The organism is Mesorhizobium sp. W050 (assembly GCF_054719535.1).
On sequence record NZ_JBTTIH010000001.1, the window covers coordinates 3,081,709 to 3,104,206 of the forward strand.

General features: G+C 62.8%; 17 protein-coding genes. 9 read left to right on the forward strand and 8 right to left on the reverse strand.

What is annotated here, in order from left to right:
* Positions 1–24 precede the first annotated feature (24 nt).
* The 8 genes from ACYG9Y_RS14930 to ACYG9Y_RS14965 all read right to left on the reverse strand — a co-directional run bounded on the left by ACYG9Y_RS14930 (position 25) and on the right by ACYG9Y_RS14965 (position 11,940).
* Positions 25–882 (reverse strand): carbohydrate ABC transporter permease, encoded by an 858-nt coding sequence (locus ACYG9Y_RS14930; RefSeq protein WP_023739240.1) that lies wholly within the window; start codon positions 880–882, stop codon positions 25–27.
* On the reverse strand, positions 882–1,802 hold the full coding sequence (locus ACYG9Y_RS14935) for a carbohydrate ABC transporter permease (RefSeq protein WP_023739239.1): 921 nt from the start codon (positions 1,800–1,802) through the stop codon (positions 882–884). The genes ACYG9Y_RS14930 and ACYG9Y_RS14935 overlap by 1 nt, the downstream gene beginning before the upstream one ends.
* Before the next feature lie 175 nt (positions 1,803–1,977).
* On the reverse strand, positions 1,978–3,219 hold the full coding sequence (locus ACYG9Y_RS14940) for an ABC transporter substrate-binding protein (RefSeq protein ID WP_023739238.1): 1,242 nt from the start codon (positions 3,217–3,219) through the stop codon (positions 1,978–1,980).
* Positions 3,220–3,282: 63 nt separating this feature from the next.
* Positions 3,283–4,341, reverse strand: a complete 1,059-nt coding sequence (locus ACYG9Y_RS14945) for a LacI family DNA-binding transcriptional regulator (protein WP_023739237.1) — start codon at positions 4,339–4,341, stop codon at positions 3,283–3,285.
* A gap of 300 nt (positions 4,342–4,641) precedes the next feature.
* A complete protein-coding gene (locus ACYG9Y_RS14950) occupies positions 4,642–6,360 on the reverse strand; it encodes a response regulator receiver domain (protein WP_023739236.1) in 1,719 nt (572 codons plus the stop codon).
* Positions 6,350–9,343 (reverse strand): ATP-binding protein, encoded by a 2,994-nt coding sequence (locus tag ACYG9Y_RS14955; protein WP_023739235.1) that lies wholly within the window; start codon positions 9,341–9,343, stop codon positions 6,350–6,352. Before ACYG9Y_RS14955 ends, ACYG9Y_RS14950 begins: the two co-directional genes overlap by 11 nt.
* A 105-nt stretch (positions 9,344–9,448) precedes the next feature.
* On the reverse strand, positions 9,449–11,026 hold the full coding sequence (locus ACYG9Y_RS14960) for a DNA cytosine methyltransferase (RefSeq protein WP_196813875.1): 1,578 nt from the start codon (positions 11,024–11,026) through the stop codon (positions 9,449–9,451).
* 20 nt (positions 11,027–11,046) lie between these two features.
* The gene (locus ACYG9Y_RS14965) at positions 11,047–11,940 is read right to left on the reverse strand and encodes a LysR family transcriptional regulator (protein ID WP_023739233.1); all 894 of its coding nucleotides are present in this window, start codon (positions 11,938–11,940) and stop codon (positions 11,047–11,049) included.
* Between the two features lie 147 nt (positions 11,941–12,087).
* On the opposite strand from ACYG9Y_RS14965, the gene ACYG9Y_RS14970 reads away from it, so the two are divergent.
* From ACYG9Y_RS14970 to ACYG9Y_RS15010, 9 genes are all read left to right on the forward strand, one after another.
* The gene (locus tag ACYG9Y_RS14970; RefSeq protein ID WP_031253308.1) at positions 12,088–13,278 is read left to right on the forward strand and encodes an MFS transporter; all 1,191 of its coding nucleotides are present in this window, start codon (positions 12,088–12,090) and stop codon (positions 13,276–13,278) included.
* Positions 13,275–13,745 carry a cyclophilin-like fold protein gene (locus ACYG9Y_RS14975; protein ID WP_023739231.1) on the forward strand — a complete coding sequence of 157 codons (471 nt, stop codon included), beginning with the start codon at positions 13,275–13,277 and terminating at the stop codon, positions 13,743–13,745. Before ACYG9Y_RS14970 ends, ACYG9Y_RS14975 begins: the two co-directional genes overlap by 4 nt.
* A 19-nt stretch (positions 13,746–13,764) precedes the next feature.
* The gene (locus ACYG9Y_RS14980; protein WP_023739230.1) at positions 13,765–14,160 is read left to right on the forward strand and encodes a (R)-mandelonitrile lyase; all 396 of its coding nucleotides are present in this window, start codon (positions 13,765–13,767) and stop codon (positions 14,158–14,160) included.
* Positions 14,161–14,182: 22 nt separating this feature from the next.
* Positions 14,183–15,199 (forward strand): zinc-dependent alcohol dehydrogenase family protein, encoded by a 1,017-nt coding sequence (locus tag ACYG9Y_RS14985; protein WP_023739229.1) that lies wholly within the window; start codon positions 14,183–14,185, stop codon positions 15,197–15,199.
* Between the two features lie 59 nt (positions 15,200–15,258).
* On the forward strand, positions 15,259–15,693 hold the full coding sequence (locus ACYG9Y_RS14990; RefSeq protein ID WP_023753752.1) for a lipocalin-like domain-containing protein: 435 nt from the start codon (positions 15,259–15,261) through the stop codon (positions 15,691–15,693).
* A gap of 30 nt (positions 15,694–15,723) precedes the next feature.
* Positions 15,724–16,905, forward strand: a complete 1,182-nt coding sequence (locus ACYG9Y_RS14995) for an arabinose transporter (protein ID WP_031253307.1) — start codon at positions 15,724–15,726, stop codon at positions 16,903–16,905.
* A 304-nt stretch (positions 16,906–17,209) separates the two neighbouring features.
* On the forward strand, positions 17,210–21,298 hold the full coding sequence (locus ACYG9Y_RS15000) for a Pls/PosA family non-ribosomal peptide synthetase (protein ID WP_023739226.1): 4,089 nt from the start codon (positions 17,210–17,212) through the stop codon (positions 21,296–21,298).
* The gene (locus tag ACYG9Y_RS15005) at positions 21,298–21,756 is read left to right on the forward strand and encodes a GNAT family N-acetyltransferase (RefSeq protein WP_023739225.1); all 459 of its coding nucleotides are present in this window, start codon (positions 21,298–21,300) and stop codon (positions 21,754–21,756) included. The genes ACYG9Y_RS15000 and ACYG9Y_RS15005 overlap by 1 nt, the downstream gene beginning before the upstream one ends.
* Positions 21,753–22,421 carry a 4'-phosphopantetheinyl transferase family protein gene (locus ACYG9Y_RS15010; protein ID WP_023739224.1) on the forward strand — a complete coding sequence of 223 codons (669 nt, stop codon included), beginning with the start codon at positions 21,753–21,755 and terminating at the stop codon, positions 22,419–22,421. The genes ACYG9Y_RS15005 and ACYG9Y_RS15010 overlap by 4 nt, the downstream gene beginning before the upstream one ends.
* Positions 22,422–22,498 lie beyond the last annotated feature (77 nt).

Here is a 22,498-nt window from a genome sequence, read left to right on the forward strand (position 1 = left end):
GGATATTGGTCATTTCACGGCGGCTCATTTCACCGCGCCGGCCATCAGGCCGCGGATGTAGAAGCGCTGCAGCAAGAGGAAGAGCACCAGGCACGGCACCATCATCACGGTGACGCCCGCCTGCACCGCGCCCCAGTCGATGGCGCCGAAGCGGCCGGACTGAAGTGCGGTCATCATGATCGGCAGCGTGAATTTGGACTGATCGGTCATCAGCACGAGTGCGGCCAGGAATTCGTTCCAGGCGCCGAGGAAGGCAAACAGTGCGATGGTGACGATGCCCGGCCAGACCAGCGGCAGCATCACCTTCAACAGCATGGTGACGTTGTTGGCGCCATCCATGCGCGCGGCCTCCTCGATCTCGCGCGGTACCGCGTCGAAGGCGTTGCGCATCATGAAGATCGAGAACGGCAGCTGCAGCGTGACGTAGACCAGGACCAGCCCGGTCAGCGTGTTGTGCAGGCCGACCTTGGTCAGCACCAGGAAGATCGGCGTCAGGATCGACTGGAACGGGATCATGATCGTCGACAGGATGACAATGAAGAGCACATCCTTCATCGGAAAGCGGAAGCGCGAAAAGCCGTAGCCGGCCAGCACGCTGACGATCACCGACAGGATCACCGTCATCGAGGCGACATAGAGGCTGTTTTGCGCCGGCAGCCAGAGGCCGTCGCCAAAGGTGTCGAGCGTGCGATAGTTCTCGACCGAGAAGCCTGTCGTCGGCCATGGCGGCAGCGGCGGCTGGCGCGCCTCCTGGGCCGGCTTGAAGGTCGACAGCACGGCCCAGACGATCGGCGCTATGAACAGCGCGGACGCGATCATGCCGGTCGAATGCTCGGCGATCCTGAGCCAGAGGCGGCTGCTGCGGCTTCTTGCCTGCGCCATCAGTCGATGCCCTCCGGCTTGCGCAGCAGCCACAGCTGAACCAGGCTGAGCGCCACCAGTATGGCCAGCAGGATCATCGACAGCGCCGCGCCATAGCCGAGCTTGAACGAGACGAAGGACTGGTTGAAAATCCAGTAGACGGCGGTCAGCGTCTGGTTGCGCGGGCCGCCGCGCAGGATGATGTAGAACTGGTCGAAGGCGAGGATCGAACCGGCGATCGACAGGATCAGCGCCAGCGCCAGCGTGCGGCGCATCAGCGGCAGGGTGATGGCGCGAAAGCGCGCGAACGGCCCTGCCCCGTCGATCATCGCGGCTTCCTGCAGGTCGGTCGGGATCGACTGCAGGCCGGTCATCAGGATGATCATGGTGAAGCCCGCCACCTTCCAGACGACCATGGCGATGATCGACCAGAAGGCCGGCTGGAACGTCGCCAGAAGGTTGAACTTCTTCGCGGTCAGGCCGAAATCGTAGGCGGCCGGGCTGAACAGGCCGGAATCGACATTGAGCAGCCACGACCACAGCAGGCTGGCAGAAGCGAAACCGACGACCGCCGGCATGAAGAAGGATGTCCGGTAAAAGCCGGTCAGCCGCCTGGGCTTTTCGATGAACAGCGCCAGCGGAAAGGCGACGGCGAAGATCACGATGGTGACGATCACGGTGTAGTAGGCGGTGAAACTCAGCGCGTTCCAGAAACGGTTGTCGCGCAGGATCGCCCGGTAATTGTCGAAGCCGATGTAAAAATGCTCGCCCATCAGCGGCCAGTTATGCAGCGACATCCAGGCGGTCATGCCGAGCGGAATGATGAAGAACACGACGACCAGCGCCACGGCCGGCGCGACATAGAGCAGGCCGATCCACTGCCGGCGGCCAACGCCGACCAGTTTTCTGGCGCGTGGCGGGGTGGTGGTGATGGCGGTCATACGTGGGCTCCGGGTGCGGTGATCCCCCTCCCCCTCGAGGGGAGGGTCCGGCCGCAGGCCGGGGGTGGGGTCCTCCGCGCAGTGCGCCGACGAAAAAGAACGTCGAGCACTGCCGGAACGACCCCACCCGGACCTGCGGTCCGACCTCCCCTCGAGGGGGAGGTAGGGGCGGCGCTTACTTTTGCGGCGCCTGGTCGATGATCGACTGCATGGTCTCTTGTGCATTGGCGACGGCGCCGTCGACGTCGTCGCCGAAGACGACCTCGTTGATCATCTGCGTCCACGGACCGTTGGCCGAGTTGATCAGGTCGTTGAACACCACGGAATAGGGCGTGCGGCCCTTGGCCATGGCTTCGGCGGCGATCTGGTAGCGCGGATCGAGATCTTTCAGCGCCTCCTTGGCGATGTCGCCGCGCACCGGCAGGCTGCCGTATTTGGCCAGGATGGTCTGGCCTTCGAGCGAATAGGCGAAGTCGAGAAACTCCTTCACCACGGCGAGCTTCTTGGTGCCCTTGGTGACGACGAAATTGTCGCCGCCGGCAAACGAAGACCAGCCGCTGTCCTTGCCCGGCAGGAAGGTGACGCCATAGTCGATATCCGGATACTGCGTGTTGAGCGCGCCGATGGCGAAGGCGCCGGACGGCGAAATGCCGATATTGCCGGTGGCGAAGGCGGCAAAGAAGTTGGCGCCGGTGTCGGTCTGCGCGCCGGCCGGCACCAGATCCTTCTTGACCATCGAGCGGTAGAGGTCGATGGCGCCGCGCAGCTGCGGGCTGTCCAGCGTCGCCTTCGAGCCGTCCTCGGAGAGGATGTCGCCGCCCGAGGCCCAGATCAGCGGCGTGAAGGTGAAGATGTTGCAGCCGCCGCAATTGCCGGAGAAGTAGAAGCCCTTGATGTCGCCGCCGAGCGCGTTGACCTTTTCGGCATCGGCCTCGATCTCGGCCCAGTTGGCCGGCCCCTTGTCGGGATCGAGCCCCGCCTGCTTGAACAGCTTCTTGTTCCAGATCAGCACCGAGGCGTCGGCCGAGAACGGCAGCCCGTAAATGTGGTCCTTGTAGGTGCCGGTCTTGACATGCGCCGGCGACAGGCTGGCGAAATAGGGCAGCGATTTCGCCCAGTCGGTGATGTCTTCGAGCTGGCCGGCGGCGGCAAAGGACGGCGTGTAGATCAGGTCGAGCGACAGCGCGTCGGGCGCCGTGCCGCCGGCGGCGGCGGCGCCATATTTCGGGATGATCTCGGCATTGGGAATGATGTCCAGCTTGACCTGGTTCTCATGGCCCTTGTTGAAGGCATCGACGATGCGCGGCATGAAGTTCGAGCCGTCGGCGCGAACCCAGATGTTGGCGGTGTCGGCGGCCATTGCAGGCAAGGCAATGATACTCGCGGCGAGCGCGAACCCGGTAATCACGGTTTTCATGGTTTTCCTCCTCATGGTTCTGTTCTCCTCCCTGTTGCGGCGCAGATCGCGCCGCGCGTTCTCCTAGCCGTCCAATGGGCGGCCGCATGACTGACGCACCACCAGCCGGCACGGCAGTTTTCGAATGCCCGGCGCGGCGGGTTCGCCACCGACGAGCGAAAGCAGTGTGAGGCCGGCCTCGCGGCCGAGCGCTGCCAGGTTCATGTCGACCGAGGTCAGCGGCGGGCGGGTCGCCTCGGCCACGATCTCCCAATTGTCGAAGCCGATGACGCCGACATCGCCAGGCACGCCAAGGCCACGCTCGCGCAGCGCATCGATGACGCCGCGCGCGATCTGGTCGTTGCCGCAGAACACGGCGTCGGGTTTCTCTCCCTTCTTGTTGAAGAGCGTTGGGCCGTCGAACAGCTTTCCGACGGCTTCATGCCCCCAGGCTTCCGACCACGAGCCGAGCAAGGGCTCGGTGACCGGCAGGCCGTGTGCGGCCAGCACATCGCGAAAAGCCTGCGCCCGCTCATTCACCACGGCAAAACTGGCGGGACCGCTGACATGGGCGATGCGCCGCCGCCCGAGGCGGCAAAAATGCTCGACCGCCAGCCGCGCCCCGCCGGCATCGTCGGAGACGAAGGCGATGGCATCGGGATCGGGCTGGCTGAAGGCGTAGATGACGGGCACGCCGAGATTGGCGAGGTCGACCGGCAAATGGCGGTCGATGCGCTTGCCGCTGGCGATGATGCCGTCGATGCGCTTGTCCAGCATCGCCTCGACATGCAGCTGCGCCAGCCGCGGATCGTCCTCGACATTGCACATGAACACCGACACACCGGCATCGACCAGCGCATCCGAAATGCCCGACATGACCGGCAGCGAAAAGCGGCCATAGGTATCATTGGTCAGCAAGCCGACGGTAAAGGAACGCCGCCGAAGCAGGCTCTGCGCCAGGCTGTTGGGGCGAAAGCCCAGACGCTGCGCCGTCTCGCGAATGCGCTGGCGCGTCTCGGCAGTCATCCGCCCCTGCCCGTTCAGCGCCTTCGACGCCGTGGCTACGCTGACGCCCGCCATCGCCGCGACTTCACGCAGGGTGACGGGGGTCTTGGCGGGTGCTGGCGACGTTTCGGAGGGCATTGGTCGGGTGTAAGTCCTCGGTTGGGAAAAGGTTTTCTCTTACTGGGCTGTGGCGTGTCGACATAGTGATCGACGGGCACTGCGAGGTTTGGGAAAAGGTTTTCTCAAAGGGAGATTAGGATGAGAATTTGGGGATGGCAAGGGGGTGTTGCGCGATCCACGAGGTGGCTCGATATAATCACTTTGCGCCAAAAGCGCATTGGACGACCAAATGCCGGAGCAGACCGACTGCTATTCGCCCGCGAAAATTGATATCGATCGTTTAACTTTGCGAAGTCTGGTCGCGGATTGGTCGGAAGGTCAGGCAGGTCCTTGTAGCCTCAGCCATTCCGATCCGTTGAGTGCTACTCGGTTGAACTTCCCGACAAGAAGGGTAGTGAAGTGCTGGTTTTCCGGCTGTCGAAGCTCAGCGACGAATTCCCAGAATACGTTGTCGACCGATGTGAATCGCAGCTTCTTACCATTCTTCTTGACTGTGACAACCTTGCGCGTCGTATCCGGGGCAAAGCTCATCATCACCAAATCGCGGGGGAGTCTGTTCATTCTAAAAGGCTTGTCGACACCATCCACACGCAGAAGAAGGTCGAACTTCTTCTCGTCTAGAACGAGCGTACAGAAGGGAAACGCCGTGGTCTCGGTCAAGCGCACGGCGTCGCATCCAGGTTGCACGCACAAGAGGTACTTTTCGCGTCTATTCGCCCCTTTCCCTGTAATCGAACGAACCAGGACGCCGCCGGTTAGATGGATCGCATCCTTGGCGAGCCTTCGTTGCCCGTCCGCCTCGCGCACGAATGAACCCATTCGCGCAAAGGCCGACATCGATGCCTTAGCGTGATCGTCGTCCTGGAAGAACTGCTCCTGGAGCTTGATCAGATCCTCACGTGTCAGTGGCACCATTTGGCTATCGAGACCGATCTTCACAAGCTTCCCTAGCGAGTTAGCCGTCGTTGAGATGGTGGCCTTTCCATTCTGGGGCGCGACGACCACGCCCTCGTAGAGCCTTTGCGGATCATTGTATTTTTTTACGGTCAAGGTTGCCGCCGGCGTGCGGGCGCTGAGTGCGTGGACTGCCCCGAGAGGACCAAGGATTTCCTTCGTGATGCCCCGATCTAGTATCGAGCAGGAAAACTCGGATGTGAGCAGCGACGTCATCATGTCCTCTGCATCGCTCGGCGACCCAATACCCGCACGCTGGGCAAGATAGGCGGAGTCGAGCGAAACATCGAAGACTGAAAGGAGGTGGTGCGTATCGTCTCGAACCGCCCCTATGCCCTTTAATGCGAACGACTGAAGCAACCCCTTTGCCAGGAACGAGTATTGTTCCAGGACAAACGCTGGCAGCTTCTCCCAGGAAATCGGGCGCGCGCCTGCACCTGTCAACTCGTCCTCCGGTTTCACGGCGCGCGGCTTGTTGGCGAAGGTGATCAGCACATTCTTGCCCGCCAAAGCGCGCCCCTCGTCGTGCGATACGAGATCAGTCAACCCCTGTCCCTGCAGATGCATCAGGAGTTTCGCGCATTCTCCGTCGATACCGCGTTCGCCTGTGTAGACTACCACAAGCCTCAATCGTCCGCCGACACCTTCGTCATCCTTGATGAGTCTTGTGATCAGCTCCCGGGCGGGGCCGGTGTCCTTCGGACGCAGCTGCCAGTCGACGATTGTTGCGTCGACATAGCGAGCAGCATTGAGCGCTGTCTCCACAACACCGGGGTCGTCGTTGGCGGGAAAGTAGAAACCACACGTAATGCGCCGGCTGGCAAAGCCATTGGTGACAGGCTGAACCCAAAGCCGATGTGACTCCTTAGCCGCAGGTTCGGCGGCGGCTGGTGGTTCACCGATTTCTGCCGGCAGCGGAACGGCTTCTCCTTGGTTGGCGCCATACGCAGCCGACTTTGCCACCATTGCAGGCTCACCAGTGGGAGCCTTGGCGATAGCGGGTTCGTTGTCGATAAGTATGGCAGTTCGAACGAAGGATTCGACTGCTGCCTGACGCAAGGCGCCGATCGACTTATGCTTCATCACTCTCTGAAATCTCCCCCTCATTCCGGCGTATTCTAAACACCGGCCGCTCGCTCACCCCAGCATTGAGCAATTCCAGTTCGCAACCGATCTTTCGCAGGGCGTCCCTAGAAATCGCAAGCCCCATCCCTCGGCCACCCGGCTTCGTACTTACGCCGAACTCGAAGATTCGTTCTTCCATGCGCAGTGGAATGCCTGGTCCGCTATTGCTGAAGAGCCATCCTCGATCATCCGCATCCAAGACGACGTCCGCTTCGTCGCCTTGAGCGGTGCCAATCCAGTAGATCGCATTATCGACTAGGTTCAGCGCCGCACCCATGAGCGTGGGTAGGGTGCCCTTGATCACGAATTTCCGAAACGCATCCGTGACAACCAGCCGGGTCTTGGTCTGCTCGAAACGGGATCCAAGCGCCTCGTTAATGTACTTCTCCACGGCGGTGCCGGCAATGTCCGAACTACGACCATGGCGGCGACGACTCAACGGTTCGAACAGCACGAGGTAGTCGCTGATCTCGCCATAGTATGACACGATATCATCGTAGATCGGCCGCAGTGCTGCCGTTCCACTTGCCCACGGCTTGAGTCGTTCGATGCTTTGCCTGAGCCCAGAAGCGACGTTATCGAATTCATGGCCGAGAATGCCAATGGCCGACCCTGCCTGCGCCATATCCGTGTACAAGTCCAAGCGGTCCTGAAGCTCGACATTTCGACGCTCTAACGCGGCTGCCGTTTCTTCCAGATCATCGCTTCTGGTAACTGCTTCGGCAACCGCAGTCAGTTGGTCGCGGACGCCTGACAGCAGCTCGCGGCCGGCCTCCAGACGTCTGTCGAGCTCCCTCTCGATCTCGCGTTGACGCTCGTGTGCCTCGGGCTCGGGTAAGTGATCCAAGTTGGTACGGCTCAATGCGGCGACCAGCGACTCGACGTCGCGCTGAAACGCAGCGATTTCATCCTGCACCGCGTCACGGACAGCGCGATCGACCTTGACCATCGCGTTCTCGGCCTCCTTACGAAGCTTTCGAACTTCAGCAAGTGAGGCGTCGCGCTCACGGCCGAATATCTCGACGGCCCTGCGCTGCCGATCGACGGCAAGCGCTCGGGTGCTTCGAAATTGCTCGAGCGTCGCCACACCCTCGGCGCGCGCAGGCTCGAAGAGATTTTCCTGCATGTTCCCAGCCGCCCGTTCATACGATCGCCAGGCGGCTTCAACGCTTTTAGATGGGGCCAGACCGCGTGGGCGGGTAACCGCAGTCATAGCGCGAAGACGGGCCAGATCGCCGAGAAAATCCGCTTCCATCTCGAGCAGATCCTGTGCGGCGACCTCGCTATCAGTTCGGTCGAACGTACCCAGACGTTCACGCAGAGCTCGCAGCAACTCCGCAACGCTCTGCGCCGGCTCCCCGGCTTCGATCGAAGACAGGGCAGCCGTCAAGTCAGCTGTGAACTTGGCCTTGCGCCCACTGACCGAAGCCTCGCGGCGTTTAAGGCGCTCGTAGTCGGTCTTGATCCGCCCGCGTTCTTGTCGAAAATCGTCACCAAGGTCTGCCCCAGGTTTGAAGTAGTCGATCGCCAGTTGCCGGAAGAAGTTCTCCAGTATTTCGCGAAACTGGCGATATGGCCGGTTCTCCCTGAACCCTTCTCGACCGGCTTTCTCTACGAGACTAGCATTCTCGTCGAATGAGATGTCGACCCAACCGATCATTCTCCGATACGAGAAAAACCAGTCCTTCGCCGCCAGCGTGCGCCTCTGTTCGATATTGAGAAAGTCGTAGTCCGAGTTGCCGTACGGCAGTACCCGAATTCCATCACGATAAATGTAGAGGCCGCCCAGCCTATTGAGTTTATCGTACATCGTGCTGTGCAGATCCCGAGGTAGCTGGCTCTCGTCTTGGAGACCCATCAGATAACCGAGCTTAAGTCGGAAGGGGCCGCAATCGGTTGGTCGTCCCAAAGCCTTGGGCCAGCTTAAAACGTACGGTTCCCGCTGACCGCGATACAGCTGAATGGTGCCCGTGAACTGTCCGAACTCATCGAACCGCCCGTCAAAGTGATGATCGAGCGATACAAATTCGTCGACGGTAAAGAACGATTTGGCTCCGATCAGCTCAGCGAAACGACCATCGGCGTGGTGATCCCGGAACTCTGCGACGAAATCGGCGTCGTCACCGGCCAATGTATTTCCGAATCCAAGGAGCAATCGCTCAAAAGGCGACGACCCCCAAGTTCCTTTGCTATCAATGTCCGCATCTAGGATCGGATCGACATGAGCCACGATGAAATGGGTGCCGTGCCCATTGCCCGCGAGCGAAAGGTCCATCCGACCCTCACGGACAGCGGCAGCGGCCAGCCAATCGGATAGGCCCCGAGGATCGACCAACGCCATAGCATCGAGCGCTTTGACGTGGACCTCGCGTAGAGGGTTGTCGGACAGGATGCGGTCCACGACTTTCCGAAGCTCGGACACGAGCTCTTGCAAATCGGCCCTAGTCGGAAGATAACCGCCAGGATAGGTACGTATCGGTATCTCGATCGCAGACAGATCGATTGCCGGAACCTCAAACAGCCCCCAGTGCACCAGAGCAACGGTCAGTTCATCCTTAACCGCATAGGTCGGGTCTTGCCGGGTCATTACGAAAACGATCGAGCCGATAGCCGCGATCGCCAATCGGCCAATCCCCTTCTCACCCAGGATCTTGCGGGGCTTCAATCCTCTAGGCCCAGGCATCTGCTGGCCGAGATTGACGCCCACCTTGCTTTCGGTCCCGAGAGTAAGCCACTTGCTGACGAAGTCTTGCCCGCTCATGCCATTGCCGTCGTCCCTCAAGACGAGCTGGCGTTGTCCCCGAAAGTAGTCCACCTCTACCCGACGGGCATAGGCGTCGTGGGCATTCTTGAAAAGTTCGTGCAACGCCGTCGGAATGCCAGCGATCTGTTGCCTGCCTAAGAGATCGACGGCCCTGGCCCGAACGGCGAAGCTAACCATGGTCGAGCCACACGGCTTTTCGTGGGCGCAAGCATCGGTGGGCATTACGATACTTGGGGTCTCGCGCAGCCGGTCTTAACATGCCTGCAACCGGACGGGTTGACCTCATCGCTTCGTGGCCATCAGAGCCGCCTTGAACGCAGGAACAAACGCTCCGACCATGTCAGGCGGAACAGCATTGCCTATCTGGGCTGCAATTTGTGACGTATTCCCGATGAACGAATAGTCGTCTGGGAAGCTTTGAAGGCGTGCCGCTTCACGAAGCGTGATCGCCCGATCCTGCTCGGGATGGGCGTAACGCCCTCTGGTCACGTCGGTACAACCCGTCGTCAGGGTGGGGGCTACATCTGACCACGCCATGCGACCGTAGACGTCGGAAAATTCATGCTTCTTTTTGCCCACGTGGCAGCGCAGCTCCAAATGGGCGGGCAGACTGCTGCGGCTTCCGCCATCCTTGGGAATTCTGCGCAGCCGCTCTATTGCGATCGGCAAATGCATTCTCGCACGATGCAATGGATCCCGCGTGCTTGCCTCGCCGGCGCCCAGAGCATCCAGATCAGCAATTGCCTGCATGACGGTCTTTGGAGGTACCCGAACGTCGCTGCGCACGAAGGCATCAACTGCAGCCTGCTTCTTTGCGGCAAACATTATGCACCGGCGCCGGCGTTGAGGCACACCGTAGTCCGCCGCGTCGCGCACCATTGGTTTGGAAAGAGCATAGCCGAGATAGGACAGCTTGTTGCGAACCTCGTCGAGGACGCATCGGTAAGCCGCTGATGCGAGGCCGGGGACGTTCTCAAAGAAGATCATGTCCGAGTCGAGCCGCTCGGCGACGGCAAGCGCTCTGACGATCAGCTGCTCTCGGTCGTCCTTGCCACGAAACCTGTTCTGGCTGCTAAACGGCTGGCAAGGTGCGCAAATCACCAGCAGATTGATATGTTGGGTTCCCACCTTCGTGACGATCCGATCGATCGTGGCATCTTCCTCGATATTCCCTTCGATGAACTTCGTCTTAGGGTGGTTGGCACGATAGGTGGCAGACGCCGTGGGGTCGTTGTCGCAAGCGGCTACGACCTTCCAGCGAGCACTTCGCAGCCCCTGCGACACGCCGCCCGAACCACAGAAAATATCAACAGCAGTTGGCATCGGTCGCTTCTGGTCCCCCGTGCGACTTACAATACATACCGAAAGTAAAGAAGAAAGTGGTTCCTGCGGCCACCAACATCTACGGCACCCGCCGCTCCCGCGCACCGGCTGGGGCGGCGAGTTGCTCAAGCTAGGGACTCGATCCTTATACTTACCGCCACTGCTTCCCGCAACGGGGGCGTCCGCTGGCCTTCGTTGGAAATGGCGACAAGCATTTTTCTCCTGCTCGTCCTTCGTATCTTCATCAAATCGAGCAGGTGCCGTTTCGGCACCAAAGACAAGTAAGGTGTGCCCCCCGCAAGAACCAACGGGCGGCGAGCTGATGCCCGCCCAGACACACTCCAGAAACAAAATTGAACAGTTCGGAAAAACCGGCGAAAAGATCGGGTGGCATAAGCTTCCCAGTCGGGATTCCGGATTCTTCCTTTTTGGACCACCAACAAAATCGCAGCGGCGGCGCAGTGCCTGCTGCAGCGGCGGCATGAACAGCCGGGCGATGCCCAGGTAGAACCTGCCATTTGCCAAGCTCAGCTTCATGACCCAAACAGTCTCCGGCGTCAGATGCGATGGCGGAGCGCGTCAATGATCACCGCCATCGCGGGCGAAAGCTGTCGCCTGCTCGGATAGTAGAGGTGATAGCCGGCAAATGGCGGGCTCCAGTCGTCAAGCACGAGCCTGAGGCGTCCCTCGGCGATGTGGTGGCTGACGAGGTTTTCCGGGACGTAGGCGATCCCGAAACCGCTTGTCGCAGCCTCGATCATGGGAATGGACGAATTGAAGGTGAGTTGGCCTTCCACCCGCACACGAAGGTCGCGGCCATCCCTGGCGAATTCCCAGGCATACAATCCGCCGAACGTCGCCTGCCGCATATTGATGCAGTCATGATCGACCAGGTCCTGGGGCGCGCTCGGAACCGGATGGCGGGAAAAGTAGTCCGGCGAAGCCACGGCCACGAGCCTCCAATCCGGCCCGATGCGCACTGCGATCATATCCCTGTCGATGCTCTCGCCAAGCCGCACGCCTGCGTCGAAGCGCTCCTCCACAATGTTCTTCATGCCGTTGTCGCTGTAGAGCTCGACGCGCACGTCGGGATTGTCGCTGAGCAAGGGCTGGAGCTTCGGCCAGACGGTCGTCTGGAGCGCATGGTCGGACAGGGTGATACGGACCGTTCCGGAGGGCTTGTCGCGGAAGGCCACCAGGCTTGCGAGGTCGGATTCGATTTCCTCGAAGCGGGGAACGAGAGATTGGAAAAGTCGCTCGCCGGCCTCGGTCGGAGAGACGCTCCGCGTCGTACGCGTCAGCAGGCGGACGCCAAGACGAGCTTCAAGCTCCTTGATTGTCGAACTCAGGGTCGACTGCGAGGTTCCGAGCTTTGCCGCCGCCCTGGTGAAACTGCGCTCCCGGGCGACCGCCACGAACCAGAGCAGATCCTTCATGCCATCGCGCTGCATAGGGCACCTCCCATCGGACATTCATATCATGAGCAGATAAGTCCATGCGGATTGCTTAGTCTACTTAAATGGGTTCCCCTGCAATATCTTCTGGCAGCGACGGGAATTTGCGGCTGATCCGTCCGGCGCTTTGCCAGGATGCCAATCATGGAAACCACATACGACACAAGGCTTGTTGAAAACCGCGCCGCATGGGGCGCGGTGTTGTCGATGGCGCTATGTGTTTTCGTGCTCATCGCATCGGAATTCATGCCGGTCAGCCTGCTGTCGCCGCTAGCGGCCGATCTCGGCATCACCGAGGGCCGCGCGGGACAGGCGATCTCGATTTCGGGCGCTTTCGCCGTCGTGACCAGCCTGCTGGTCGCCGGCCTCACGCGCCACATCGACCGCCGACTGGTCGTGACCGGCTTCACCCTCCTCCTCATCGTGTCCGGTCTGGCTGTCACCTTCGCGCCGAACTACGCGTTGCTCATGGTCGGCCGGGCGCTGCTCGGCATCGCGATCGGCGGGTTCTGGTCGATGTCGACCGCGATCGTCATGCGCCTCGTGCCGCAAGACATGGTTCCGAAGGGTCTCGCCATGCTGAACGCCGGCAATGCCATTGCGGCTACCATCGCCGCGCCGCTGGGCAGTTTTCTCGGCGCCTATGTCGGCTGGCGCGGCGCTTTCTTCCTCGTCGTGCCGTTTGGTCTCCTGGCGCTGGCCTGGCAGTGGACAAGCCTGCCGGCGCTGCCGCCGCGCCGCAGGAAGCGTGCCGGCAATCCGCTGGCGCTGCTCGGCCGTCTTCCTGTCGCTACCGGCATGGCGTCGATCATGATGCTGTTCATGGGCCAGTTCGCGCTCTTCACCTATCTGCGGCCCTTCCTCGAGAACGTCACGCGGCTCGACATCGCCGCCCTCTCGGCGGTCTTGCTGGCGATGGGGCTGGCCGGGGTGCTCGGCACATGGTGCGTCGGCCGGCTTTTGCGCACGCGTCTGTTCAGCATCCTCACCGTCATCCCGCTGGTCATGGCTGCGCTGGCCGCCGCGCTCATCGCCTTCGGTGCACTCCCGGGTCCCACAGCGCTGCTGCTCGTTGCCTGGGGCTTCTTCGGCATGGCCGCGCCGGTTGGTTGGGGCACGTGGCTCAGCCGAACATTGCCGAACGACGCGGAGGCCGGCGGCGGGTTGCAGGTAGCCGTCATCCAGCTCGCCATCACCGGCGGCGCCGCGATCGGCGGCACGCTGTTCGATACGGTCGGCTGGTGGGGACCGTTCACCCTGGGCGCGGTGCTGCTCTGCGGATCGGCGCTCGCCGCCCTTGCCGCAGCGCATATGGCCCGGAGGTCTTTGCCATGACGATCGAACATGCGCCGCTCAGTCGCCGGACATTGCTCGGCGCCGCGCTCGCGGCGGCGGCCCTGCCTCGCACAGCCGCCGGCCAGGAAGGCCAATCTCCCGTCAGCCAGGAGCCCACCGACATGAAGATCAGGATGGTTTTCAACGGCCGCATCATGACCGCCACGCTCTACGACAATCCCTCGGCGCGCGACTTCTTCTCCATGCTGCCGCTCGACGTCGAGACCGAGGACTACGCCCACAACGAGAAGATCGCCTATCTGCCGCGCAAGCTGACCGAGGAGGGAAGCGGTCCGTTCGCCGACGAGCAGCCCTATGACCTGTGCTATTTCATGCCCTGGGGCAACCTGGCCATGTTCTACGCCGACTACCGCCATCCCGGGCTGATCAGGCTTGGCCGCTTCGACGAGGGCGAGCAGGCCCTGCACATTCGCGGCAAATTCCCGCTTCGCGTCGAGCGCATTTGAGGACGCAAAGGAGATCACCATGGACATTCTTCGCGCCGGCACCAGGCCTTCCGGCAAGGGACCGCCTGACTGGTTCACCGGAACGGTGCGGATCGATCCGCTCTTCAATCCCTTCGACGCCGAGCGGGTTCAAGGCGCACAGGTGACCTTCGAGCCCGGCGCCCGCACCGCCTGGCACACGCATCCGCTCGGCCAGACGCTGATCGTCGTCTCCGGCCTCGGCCGCGTGCAGCGCGAGGGTGGCCCGGTCGAGGAAATCCGTCCGGGCGACGTCGTCTGGTTCGCGCCCGGCGAAAAGCACTGGCACGGCGCGTCGCCTCAGACCGCCATGACCCACATCGCCCTCCAGGAGGTCAAGGACGGCAAGGTCGTGGACTGGCTGGAACATGTCAGCGACGCCGACTACGGCGCCTGATCTCTCCTCGAAAGGAACCAACATGCTTGCAACCGTTCTTCACAAACCGGGCGACATACGCTGCGAGGAAATCGCCGATCCGAAAATCATGCGGCCGACGGACGCCATCATCAAGCTGTCGGCAAGCTGCATCTGCGGCTCGGACCTGTGGCCCTATCGCGGGCTGCAGCCGGTCGCCGGGCCGATGCATATGGGCCACGAATATTGCGGCATCGTCGTCGAAGTCGGCGCAGAGGTGCGCACGGTCCGCCCCGGCCAGTTCGTCGTCGGCTCGTTCTGCCTCTCGGACAACACCTGCCCGCATTGCCGCTTCGGCTTCCAGTCGTCTTGCGTGCAGCGCGAGTTCATGTCGGGCGCGCAGGCGCCTTACGCCCGCGTGCCGTTGGCCGATGGCACACTGGTCGCCACCGCCGAGGTGCCGCCGGCCGAACTCATCCCTGACCTGCTGGCTGTGTCCGATGTGCTCGGCACCGGCTGGTACGCGGCCGACGCAGCCGAGGTCCGCGAAGGATCGACGGTGGTGGTGGTCGGCGACGGTGCGGTAGGCCTGATGGGCGTGCTTGCGGCCAAGGAGATAGGCGCCGAGCGCATCATCGCCATGAGCCGGCACGCCAGCCGCCAAAAACTCGCCCGCGAGTTCGGCGCGACCGACATCGTCGCTGAGCGCGGCGAGGAAGGCGTGGCCCGCATCAAGGAACTCACCAAGGGCGTCGGCGCGGACTCCGTGCTGGAATGCGTCGGCACGGGAGAATCCTTCGACCAGGCGCTGGCCTGCTCCCGCCCCGGCGGCACCATCGGCTATGTCGGCGTGCCGCATGGCGTGAACTTCGACGGCCAAAAACTATTCTTCGGCCAGAAACGCATGCTGGGCGGCCCGGCGCCGGTGCGCCGCTTCCTGCCCGACCTGATGGACCGTGTGCTGCAAGGTCGGATCAAGCCCGGCAAGGTCTTCGACCTCAAGCTGCCGTTGGCCGAGGTCGCTGAAGGCTACCGCGCCATGGACGAACGTCGCGCCATCAAGGTCATGCTTTCGGTGTGAAGCAAAGATCGGGCGGACGGCCTGTACGCACCCACAACTCAGAAAAGGAACAACGACATATGACTATGAGATTGAAGATTGCCGCCCTTGCGCTTGCGCTTTCGGTCGCCACGCCGGCTTTCTCGCAAGAGTCCGCGATCATCGGCGCATGGCGCATGATTTCGCTCGAGGCCGGCGCCGAGGGAAACCTCAAGCCCGTGCCATATTCCGGCCAGGTCATCTTCACCGAGGCCGGCACCCTCTCGGTGCAGGCGCAGAACCCCGACCCCAAGGCGCCGGACACGCCTTACACGGCGAATGGCTACGAAGCCTATTACGGGCCGGTCGCCATCAACGACAAGGACAAGACCTTCGTCATCACGATCGAGTCCTCCCTGGTCCGCAACCTTGTCGGCAAGAGCATGAAACGCAAATTCGAGGTCTCGGACAACAAACTGGTCCTCACGCCTGACAACCCGGCCGAAGGCTGGCGCGTGACCTACGAACGCTACTGATCCGAACAGTTGGATTACCGATTGACCAAAATGGCGCGGATATCAGACCGAAATGGCGTCATGGCGGAACTGGCGCCGATCATGGCGGCTGTCTTCGCCGGCTTCCTGCTGATCGGCCTGGCGCTACCCGTCCTGCCGCTGCATCTTCACCAGCAGCTTGGCTTCGGCCCCTTCGCAGTGGGACTGGTGACGGGCAGCCAGTTCGTCGCCTCGATGCTGTCGCGCATCGGGGCTGGCAACTATGCCGATGGGCGCGGCGGCAAGCGCGCCGTCGTCGTCGGCCTCATTGCCGCTACCCTTGCCGGGCTATTTTACCTCGGCTCGCTGGCATTGCTCGACCGGCCGGTAGCGTCCGCATCGGCGCTGTTCGCCGGACGGGCGGTGCTGGGCGCGTCCGAGAGCTTCATCATCACCGGCGGCGTCGCCTGGGGCCTCTCCGTTGCGGGCGGACAGAACTCCGGAAAAGTCATAGCCTGGGTGGGCACGGCGATGTTTGCGGCGCTCGCGCTAGGCGCGCCGGTCGGATCTGCGCTTTATGCAGCAAGCGGTTTCACCGCGATCGCGCTCGCGACGATCGTCCTGCCGCTGGCGACGCTGCTTGCCATCCTGCCGATGCGCGGCACCAGCGCCGCCGCGGGCAGCGTGCCGCAGTCATGGAGGAGCGTGGCGAAAGCGGTCTGGCTTCCTGGCGTCGGAGCTGCTTTCAGCAGCCTCGGCTATGGTGCTATTCTGGGCTTCGGCGCCCTGCTCTTCGCCGAGCGGGGCTGGCAGCCGGTATGGCTTCCCTTCACGGCCTATGCCGCGTCGCTGATCGTGGCAAGGCTGTGCTTCGGCCACCTGCCCGACAGGCTTGGGGGCGCACGCGTCGCTGTGATCTTCGTCGCGGTCGAGGCGGCAGGGCTGATGCTGATCTGGCTTGCGACCGGGCCTGTTGTCGCCGCGATCGGAGCGGGTCTGACTGGCCTCGGCTACTCGCTGGTCTATCCCGGCCTCGGCGCCGAGGCCGTAGGCCGTCTTCCGTCGCGCAGCCGCGGCCTGGCAATGGGACTCTACACCGTCTTCCTCGACGTGGCGCTCGGCTTCGGCAGTCCGGCGCTCGGCTTGGTCGCCGCGTCGACCGGGCTGCAATTCGTCTTCTTCGCCGTCGCGGCGGCGACGCTTCCGGCGTTGGGCATCGCTCTGCTGCTGGGTCGCCGTAGCGCTCCATTATAGACAGCTCGCCGACGCCGTCCGCATGAGGTTCGCTCATAGTCTCTTTCCGGGTTGCCACCAACGCTGAAGCCCTCCCCCGCAAGGTGCAGCGAGCGGCCGGCCAAGCTCCCCGCCCAGACACACTCCAGAAACAAAATTCAACAGTTCGGAAAAACCGGCGAAAAGATCGGGTGGCATAAGCTTCCCGGTCGGGATTCCGGGCACTTCCTTTTTGGAAGCCCTCCACCAACAAAATCGCAGCGGCGGCACAAGCCTGTTCCGGCGGCGGCATGAACAGCCGGGCAATGCCCCAGGACGAGAGAGTATGGACATGGACTACGATATCGCCGGGCTGGACAGCGACGCGGCAACACCGATCGGCGGCCTGCCAGGCATCGATGCGCTGGCACGGATCGCTCGCGGCCCGGCAAGGAACGGCCCGGTCCTGACGGGCGCCGACTTTGCCCGGCAGCCGGGTAAGCGGCTCGATGCGGTCTTCGAGCAGCTCGCCGTCACCTTCGCCGCGTTGCCGGCGGTGATCTCCGACGGGCGCGTCTGGACGTATCAGGAGCTGAACAGCCGTGCCAACCAGTGCGCCCGCATGCTGATCAAGCACGGCGTGCGGCCGGGCCACCGGGTCGGGCTCATTCTCGACCGGTCGGCGGAGACCTATGTGGCGTTGCTGGCGGTGATGAAGGCGGGGGCTGCCTTCGTGCCGCTAGCCACCGCGTTTCCGCAGGAGCGGATGGCGCTGATCATCGAAGACGCCGCCGTCAGCATGATCGTCACCATCGCCGCCTATGCGTCGCGCGCCGGTCAACTGCCCGTTCCCCATGTGCTGATCGACAGCGCCGCCGCCGAAATCTCCGCACAGTCGCCCGCGCCGCTGAAGCAGCAGGCGACCGACGACATTTGCTACATCCTCTATACCTCGGGCACCACCGGCAAGCCCAAGGGCGTGGTCATCACGCACCAGAGTTTCGTCAATTTCATACACGTCGCGGCCGCCTCCTATGGCTACCGGCCGGGCGACCGGGTCTATCAGGGCATGACCATTGCCTTCGACTTTTCCTCCGAAGAGATCTGGGTGCCGTTCGTCGCCGGCGCGACGGTGGTGCCGGCACCTGGCCAGATGCCGCTGGTGGGCGAGGAACTGGCGGATTTCCTGCGCCTCCATGACATCACCTGCATGGCCTGCAGCCCGACATTGTTGTCATCGATGACATCGGACGTTCCCAGCCTGCGCACGCTTCTGGTGGGCGGCGAGGCCTGCCCGCACAATCTGGTGGTGCGCTGGTCGAAGCCGGGCCGGCAGATCCTCAACACCTACGGGCCGACTGAGGCGACCGTCACCGCAACGATGGGGGCGCTGACGCCGGACCGTCCGGTGACCATCGGCGCTCCGTTGCCGACCTACTCGATCGTCATTCTGGACGCTTCGCTGCCGCAACTTGCCGAGCCCGGTGAACTGGGCGAGATCGGCATTGCCGGCATCGGGCTCGCCGTCGGTTATCTGAACCGGCCGGACCTGACCGACCAGAAATTCATCGCCGATTTCGTCGGCCTGCCGAACAACCCGTCGCAGCGCATCTACCGCACCGGCGATCTTGGCCGGATCAACGATAGCGGCGAGATCGAGTATGCCGGGCGCATCGACACGCAGGTGAAGATTCGCGGCTATCGCATCGAGCTCGGCGAGATCGAGGCGGTGCTGCTCGACCAGCCCGAGATCGCCCAGGCCGCCGTCACCACCTGGGAGATCGAACCCGGTCGCGTCGAACTGGTTGCCTATTACGCGCTTAAAACCGGCGTAGCGGCGATTTCCCGAGGGGATCTCGCCCAGACGATGAAGCGGCGGCTGCCCGACTACATGGTGCCCGCCTATCTGGAGGAGCTGCCTGCCATCCCGATGACCGTCTCCAACAAGGTAGACCTGCGCCAACTGCCGAAGCCGACGAGCGTCCGGCTTTCGGCCGATCGCACGATGGTGCCGCCCGGCAATGAGGACGAGCGATTCCTGGCGGAAGCGCTGGCCACGGTGCTGAAATTCGACGCGGTGTCGGTCGAGGATCACTTCTTCGACGATCTCGGCGCCAACTCCTTGCTGATGGCGCATTTCTGCGCGCGCGTGCGCACTAGGAAGGAATGGGCGACGACGTCGATGCGCGACATCTATCTCTATCCCACGGTGGCGCGCCTGGCGCTGCATCTGGGGGTAGCGGAGGAGATGACGACGGCAACCAACGAGCCGGTCCTCACCCGCCGGGCCTCGAATGTCGCCTACTGGACCTGCGGCGCGGCGCAGCTTTCGTTCTACAGCCTCTACAGCTACGTGGCGCTCTGGGCGATCAATGACGGCCTCAACTGGATGTATGACGCGCTCGACGATCCGCTGCAGCTCTATATCCGGTGCGTGGCTCTTTCGGCGGCCGTGTTCTTCGGCATGTCGGGCTTTGCCGTCCTTGCGAAATGGGTGCTCATCGGCCGGTGGAAGGCCGAGGCGTTTCCGATCTGGGGCGTGCGCTACTTCCGCTTCTGGGTGGTCAAGACATTGATCCGCACCGCGCCCGTCGTGCTGTTCCGCGGCAGCCCGCTCTACAGCCTCTATCTGCAGCTGCTCGGCACCAAGCTCGGGAAAAACGCCGTCATCGAATCGAAATCCGTGCCCGTCTGCACGGATCTTATTTCCATCGGCGCCAACACCATCCTGCGCAAGGAATCGATGATCCTCGGCTTCAGGGCCCAGTCCGGTTATATCCACACCGGGCCGCTGACCATCGGCCGCGATGCCTTCGTCGGCGTCGGCTCCACGCTCGATATCGACACCAGGATCGGCAACGGCGCCCAGCTCGGCCATTCGTCCTCGCTGCATCGCGGGCAAAGCATCCCGGACGGCGAGCACTGGCATGGATCGCCGGCGGTGCCGACCACGGCGGACTATTGCAAGGTGCGCAATGTCAATCCTTACCAGGTCCGGCGCTTCCTCTATGAAGCGCTGCAGCTGGTCGGCCTGTTTGGCCTTGTCACCCCGCTGCCGCTCCTGTTCCACAGCTACTGGGAATATGTCGGCGACGACTATCAGGAGACGATCGGCCTTGTCGCAATCGGCACCACGGTCACGCTTTTCGGCTATATCGCGGCGGCTTTCCTGGCAGCGACGCTGGTGCCGCGCCTGACGAGCCTGATCTTGAAGCCGGGCCGCACCTACACGCTTTACGGTTTCCGCTACTGGCTGCAGACCGTCGCCGAATTCGCCAGCAATTCCCGCGTGCTCGGGCTCCTGGCCGGCGACAGCTCGGCAATCGTGCACTACATGCGCGCCATCGGCTGGAACCTCAACAGAGTGGTGCAGACCGGCTCCAATTTCGGCTCCAACCAGCAGCATGAAAACCCGCTTCTGTGCGAGATCGGCACCGAGACCATGGTCTCGGACGGGCTGTTCATGATCAACATGCACAAGTCCGCCTCGGCCTTCAGGCTCGAGCCGACGCGCATCGGCGAACGCAACTATCTCGGCAACAACATCTACTATCCGCCGGACGGCCGCACCGGCGACAACGTGCTGCTCGGCACCAAGGTGATGATCCCCATCGACGGGCCGGTGCGCCAGAATGTCGGCCTTCTCGGTTCGCCTGCCTTTGAAATCCCGCGCATGGTGAACCGCGACAAGGAGCTTATAGCCGGCGTCGACGAGGCCGACCGGCGCCGGCGCATCCCGCACAAGAACCGCCACAACCTGGTGACCATTCTTCTGTTCCTGGCAACGCAATGGGTCATGCTGTTCGTCACGCTGGCGATCTGGGACCGGGCGCTGAACTACTATACGGAATGGGCGGAGGTCGCCCTGTTCGCCGCCGTGCTTTTGACCTCGGCGATCACAATTCCGTTCTACATTCTGGTCGAGCGGGCAAGCCTTGGCTTTGGCCGGCTGAAGCCGCAGATGACGACGATCTACGACGTCACCTTCTGGCGCCACGAACGCCACTGGAAGCTGGCGGATTCGCCGATCGTGCGCCTGTTCGCCGGCACGCCGTTCCGGCCGATGATCCTGCGCCTGCTCGGCGTCAAGGTCGGCAGCCGGGTCTATGACGGCGGCAGCAATTTGACCGAGCGTTCGCTGGTCGAGATCGGCGACGACGTCACGCTCAACGAGGGCTGCGTGATCCAGGCCCATTCGCTGGAAGAAGGCGCGTTCAAGTCCGATTTCATCCGCATCGGCGATGGTTGCACGCTCGGACCTTCCGCCTTTGTCCACTACGGCGTGGTGATGGGCAAAGGCTCGATGGTCGACGCGGACTCCTTCGTGATGAAGGGCGAAGAGCTGGAGCCCAACTCGATCTGGCGGGGCAACCCGGCCAAGCTGCATCGCTTCGTCGAGCCGGTGCCGGAGGATAGCGTCAAGGCAACGGCTTGATGGGCGCAGACGTCCGTCTCGTTTCGCTGACTGCGGCCAACCGGGCCTTGGTCGCGGCCCTGCAACTGGCCGCGGATCAGACCGATTTTGTCGCCAGAAATGCGGAGTCGCTGGACGAAGCCGAAACCGACGGGGACGCACGGCCGCGCGTCGTCATGGCAGGGGATCGCGTCGTCGGTTTCCTGATGTACGAGGCGCCGGAGGACGACGACGAGGCGCGGATCTACCGCTTCATGATCGATCGCGTCCATCAGGGCCAAGGCTACGGCAAGGCCGCTTTGCGCGAAGTGCTGGATGAAATCATGCGGCTCGGCCAAATCAGCCGCGTTTCGATCTGCTACGAACCTGGGAATGAAGCGGCACGCCGCCTCTATCGCGCTGCCGGTTTCGTCGAAGAAGGGCCCGACGAGGACGGGGAAATGATCGCCGACCTCGCTCTGCGGGGCGGCCAGCCATGACGCGCCCGCTCGATGCCGGTGCCAGCCTGTCGGCGCAGTTGCTGGCGGCGATGGCCGCCATGGCACCGGCCGGCGTTCAGATCGGATGCCGCACGATCCGCGAAGGCGATGAGAACCATTTGCTGCCGCAGGAAGCACGCTCCATCCCGTCACGCCTGCCGCTGATGCGGCGGGCGAGTGGCGCGGCGCGGTGGATCGCGCACGAGCTGCTGGCGGATATGGGCTTGAACGACGTCGCTATCCTCCGCGGCTCCTCCGGCGCACCGGTATGGCCTCATGGAGTAACGGGGTCGCTGGCTCACGACGACGAGATGGCCGTGGCGGCCGTCGCGCCGCTCTCCCACGTCGCCTCGCTCGGCATCGATATCGAGCCCGCTTTGCCCCTGCCCGACGACATCTTCGCGCTGGTTGCAGTCCCCGCTGACCGGATCGACGCAACCGACTTGTATCTTGCCGGTCGCATCCTTTTTGCCGCCAAGGAAGCTGTCTACAAGGCCGCCTACCCGCTTGATGGCGAAGTGCTGGGCTATGAGGACATCACCGTCGATCTCGACGCAAGCGACGCTGTGACGAAGACGGGCCGCAGAGCGAGACTGGTTTACTGCGTTGCTCCGTGTGTGGTCGTTCTGGCGTTTGTCGATGGTGTCCGAAGCGCCCCCCTTTAAGCGCGATGGGCCAGCGCCCGACAGCAACGCCTGCTCAACAAAGCGCTTTTTTTCGCAGAGCGGTCGCAAAAGGCTCA

What these genes read in the sequence shown, in the direction of transcription:
- ACYG9Y_RS14980 (WP_023739230.1), top strand. Translation starts at nt 13,765, where the DNA reads ATGGACATTCTTCGCGCCGGCACCAGGCCTTCCGGCAAGGGACCGCCT.
- ACYG9Y_RS15005 (WP_023739225.1), top strand. Translation starts at nt 21,298, where the DNA reads ATGGGCGCAGACGTCCGTCTCGTTTCGCTGACTGCGGCCAACCGGGCC.
- ACYG9Y_RS14990 (WP_023753752.1), top strand. Translation starts at nt 15,259, where the DNA reads ATGACTATGAGATTGAAGATTGCCGCCCTTGCGCTTGCGCTTTCGGTC.
- ACYG9Y_RS14960 (WP_196813875.1), bottom strand. Translation starts at nt 11,026, where the DNA reads ATGAAGCTGAGCTTGGCAAATGGCAGGTTCTACCTGGGCATCGCCCGG.
- ACYG9Y_RS14930 (WP_023739240.1), bottom strand. Translation starts at nt 882, where the DNA reads ATGGCGCAGGCAAGAAGCCGCAGCAGCCGCCTCTGGCTCAGGATCGCC.
- ACYG9Y_RS14965 (WP_023739233.1), bottom strand. Translation starts at nt 11,940, where the DNA reads ATGCAGCGCGATGGCATGAAGGATCTGCTCTGGTTCGTGGCGGTCGCC.
- ACYG9Y_RS14975 (WP_023739231.1), top strand. Translation starts at nt 13,275, where the DNA reads ATGACGATCGAACATGCGCCGCTCAGTCGCCGGACATTGCTCGGCGCC.
- ACYG9Y_RS15000 (WP_023739226.1), top strand. Translation starts at nt 17,210, where the DNA reads ATGGACATGGACTACGATATCGCCGGGCTGGACAGCGACGCGGCAACA.
- ACYG9Y_RS14955 (WP_023739235.1), bottom strand. Translation starts at nt 9,343, where the DNA reads ATGGTTAGCTTCGCCGTTCGGGCCAGGGCCGTCGATCTCTTAGGCAGG.
- ACYG9Y_RS14970 (WP_031253308.1), top strand. Translation starts at nt 12,088, where the DNA reads ATGGAAACCACATACGACACAAGGCTTGTTGAAAACCGCGCCGCATGG.
- ACYG9Y_RS14985 (WP_023739229.1), top strand. Translation starts at nt 14,183, where the DNA reads ATGCTTGCAACCGTTCTTCACAAACCGGGCGACATACGCTGCGAGGAA.
- ACYG9Y_RS14945 (WP_023739237.1), bottom strand. Translation starts at nt 4,341, where the DNA reads ATGCCCTCCGAAACGTCGCCAGCACCCGCCAAGACCCCCGTCACCCTG.
- ACYG9Y_RS14995 (WP_031253307.1), top strand. Translation starts at nt 15,724, where the DNA reads ATGGCGCGGATATCAGACCGAAATGGCGTCATGGCGGAACTGGCGCCG.
- ACYG9Y_RS14950 (WP_023739236.1), bottom strand. Translation starts at nt 6,360, where the DNA reads ATGAAGCATAAGTCGATCGGCGCCTTGCGTCAGGCAGCAGTCGAATCC.
- ACYG9Y_RS14940 (WP_023739238.1), bottom strand. Translation starts at nt 3,219, where the DNA reads ATGAAAACCGTGATTACCGGGTTCGCGCTCGCCGCGAGTATCATTGCC.
- ACYG9Y_RS14935 (WP_023739239.1), bottom strand. Translation starts at nt 1,802, where the DNA reads ATGACCGCCATCACCACCACCCCGCCACGCGCCAGAAAACTGGTCGGC.
- ACYG9Y_RS15010 (WP_023739224.1), top strand. Translation starts at nt 21,753, where the DNA reads ATGACGCGCCCGCTCGATGCCGGTGCCAGCCTGTCGGCGCAGTTGCTG.